The sequence below is a fragment of the Nitrospira sp. BLG_2 genome, assembly GCF_049222245.1.
On record NZ_JBLYIG010000097.1, the window covers coordinates 1 to 3170 of the forward strand.

Sequence of the window (3170 nt, forward strand, 5' to 3'; positions counted from 1 at the left end):
GGGGAGCACCATGGCAGATGACGAAAAGCCGGTGCATCGCGTCGACCTCGACGCCTTCTACATGGACAAGTATCACGTGACGGTTGGACAGTATGCCAAGTATCTGGAAGCGACGGACAAGGAGGCGCCGCCGGAATGGGAAATTATGAACCAACCCCGCCATCAGAAACGCCCTGTCGTCAATGTCAATTGGTTTGATGCCGCCACGTACTGCAAATGGGCCGGCAAGCGACTGCCCACCGAGGCGGAGGGGGAAAAGGCGGCGCGAGGGACCGATGGCCGCCTTTACCCTTGGGGCAACGAAGCCCCCACCAGACTTCATGCAAATTTCGGCAAGAAGCAATGGGCGAACCATATGGCGTTAGTTCCCGTGGGAATGTTCGAAATGGGCAAGAGTCCCTACGGCATCTACGACATGGCCGGCAATGCGTGGGAATGGGTCAACGACTGGTATGATCATGACTATTACAAGAAAAGTCCGACGAAGAATCCTCAAGGACCGAAGATAGGCAAGTCCAAAGTCGTGCGGGGCGGGAATTGGCTGTATGTTCAGGAGTTTCTGCGTTCTTCCTTTCGTTTCAATGCTGAACCGTCCGGTCGACAGTTCGGTTACGGGTTCCGTTGCGCGAAGACCCCGTAGCCAGGACCGTTTCCGGAATCAATGGTCTCATGTCAAAAATTCACCCTCCTCGGGTTTCTTTCCTACTGCTTGTGCCGAACATCGACACTTATCCGGTCTGCGGCGATTCTGTACATGTCATGACAAGCCGTGCAGCGGGCCGTCATGCTCGCTAACCGTTGTAAAATTTGCTGAGGCGTCTCGTGCCCCGCGATTGCATCCGCCAGTGCGTCCATGTCTTTGTGGATCGACATGCCCATCTGTTTGAACGGCAGCGGCAATTTGGCCATGATGGTCGGCTCCACATCCGCCGCCATATGCATCCCGAACGCCCTCGCTGTTGCTTCCATCTGTTTTGAATCGGGATTCGGCGCTCCCAGTTCCCTGATAAGCCCGTCTACCGCTTTCAAGAGCAAGCGCATTTCAGCGAGTATCTGATCGCGCTCCGCTGCCGCCAGGATTATTTCTACCCGGCCATCACTTCCCACTTTCGTCACTCCCTTGATAAAAAACCATCCTCCCACGCCCAGCGTGACGGCCCACAGGATGACAACGGCTCGGCAAAAATTCGGTTTCATCTCACTCCTTTCAAGAGTTGATTTGTTAGGTCACTGCAAGGAGAGAACCAAATAACCGGAGAATGCTGTAAGGTTTACCCTGATAATCAGACGTTTCGCGCAGTCCCAGGGACTGAGGGGTGGCTCTTTGCTACAGGAAGGAAGAAGTCTTCGTCGCAAAAGACGACAAAGATAAGAGAGTTCATGGACCACTTATGCACATGGCTCGAGTATCAGGATGGCGCGGTCGTCCTCGTGATTTTCCAGAGCGCGCCGCTGCCGCGACGAGATTCCGCTCCGGGGTTCTTCTTAGCCCATGATGCCCGCGCTTTGTCTCCTTGGCCCAGCGTCATGACGCCGAAGTCGACGATGTACAAAGCCGATCCGTCCGGAGAAAACCGAGCCGCAATGGGGCGCTCGAATCCACCGCCGCCGATCTTGGAGGCCGGACCATTGATTCGCCCACGGTTGACCGCGAAGTCTTCCACGCCCCCGTTCTCCACGTTGACCCGCACGACCTTGAATCCGACCGGCGCCATCACCTTGCCGGAGACCGGTGACTGATCCCCGAACTGCGCGATAAAGGATTCCCCGACATGACCGAACAGGGGGCTTCTGGAGAAATCGAACATGTACGAAGAAGAATGCACTCCCAAGACCGCCGCGGGTTTCGGCGGCTGATTGGGATAATCGGACAAGAGGAGCGGCGGCTGCGGCTTGCCGGGCGGGATGAACTGATCGTGATAATCGAGCGGCAACGTTCCATGGTAATCGGGCCATCCATACCAGGTGCCGGCCTGGACCTTCCAAAGGAGGTCGCCGGTTCGGTGCACCGGACGGCTGCCGCGGTCGTCGTAGCTGGTATCGGTCACATAGAGCTGTTTATCGGGCGAGAAAGCCAAGCCGAACGGATTGCGAAATCCCCACGCCACCAATTGGGGCGCTCCGCCGCCGACAGGCATCTTGAGCACGGCGCCGTTGCAGGGTAGACGACCGGACACCACTTGCCCCGCCCGCGTGACAGTGCCAAAAGGCACAAAGGCTCCGGTGACGGCTTCATCGTTCGCCGACGGGGTAAACGGGTTCGTGGACGTGAAGTTCACGCCGCGCAGCGTCACGTCGTGACAGGGAATATCATGCGCGCGGGGATTGCGCTGCAACCATCCGAATCGATAGTTGTCTTCGCCCACGACGCCGCTGTTGGTGAAGGTACCGATGCCGAAATAGAGCCGGCCGTCGGGACCGACGATCGGTCCGTTGACTTGATGATCGCCGAAGCTGGGCAACTCGCTCAGCAACGGTATGACGACGCCATCGGGCCGAACCCGGAGCAGTCTCCCGCCGCGAAGGCTCCCCCCCTCGGCGATGTAAAACGATCCCTCCAAATGGCTTACGCCGGTCCACGAGCCGTTATTTTCCCCCACGGCAATCACTGTAGTTCGCCCTTGTGCATCGATGCGCAGGAGCCGCGGCCGGTCCAATGCTTCCCCCTGGGAGTAGCCTGATTCAGTGACGTGCGGAGTTCCCTCACCGTCGAACGCCACACCGGTCGGGAACGTCAGCCCCGAAGCGACGAGCTCGATCCGATAGGACGGAGGAAGCGCGATATCGGCTGCGTTAAATACCCGCGGCCCTTCAAATTTCGCCTGACTGCCGCCGTCGGGAGAAGAAAACTTGAAACATCCGGCTATAAGAAGGAGAAGGAAAATAAGATATCTCATCGGGCATGAGGATCGTCTCGATAAGGCGACGGTGCAGCTAGGACTACCCCTAGAGAATTAAGGATCCTTGGGTTTAGCTCTTGTGAAATACTGCATACGACTGAGGCGCTTGGAATCCATCCGAGATATCGCACCGGTTCGATATCGTGGAGACTTATTTCTACGCAAGGGAACGGAACGGTTACTCCAGGAGAGGATCGAAGCCGCGATCGATCTGAACACGCACCTGCTCGTACAAAGCGGCCAAGCCCCACCCGACGATTACTTCCGCGG

At 57.5% G+C, this 3170-nt stretch carries 3 protein-coding genes; 1 reads left to right on the top strand and 2 read right to left on the bottom strand.

What is annotated here, in order from left to right:
* A partial coding sequence (locus tag ACOSYY_RS02855) for a formylglycine-generating enzyme family protein (protein ID WP_421660761.1) occupies positions 1-640 on the top strand: 640 nt, incomplete at its 5' end.
* A 62-nt stretch (positions 641-702) separates the two neighbouring features.
* Here the strand turns inward: ACOSYY_RS02855 and ACOSYY_RS02860 are convergent.
* Positions 703-1197 (bottom strand): hypothetical protein, encoded by a 495-nt coding sequence (locus ACOSYY_RS02860; protein WP_421660762.1) that lies wholly within the window; start codon positions 1195-1197, stop codon positions 703-705.
* 212 nt (positions 1198-1409) lie between these two features.
* The gene (locus ACOSYY_RS02865; protein WP_421660763.1) at positions 1410-2897 is read right to left on the bottom strand and encodes a PQQ-dependent sugar dehydrogenase; all 1488 of its coding nucleotides are present in this window, start codon (positions 2895-2897) and stop codon (positions 1410-1412) included.
* Between the last annotated feature and the right edge of the window lie 273 nt (positions 2898-3170).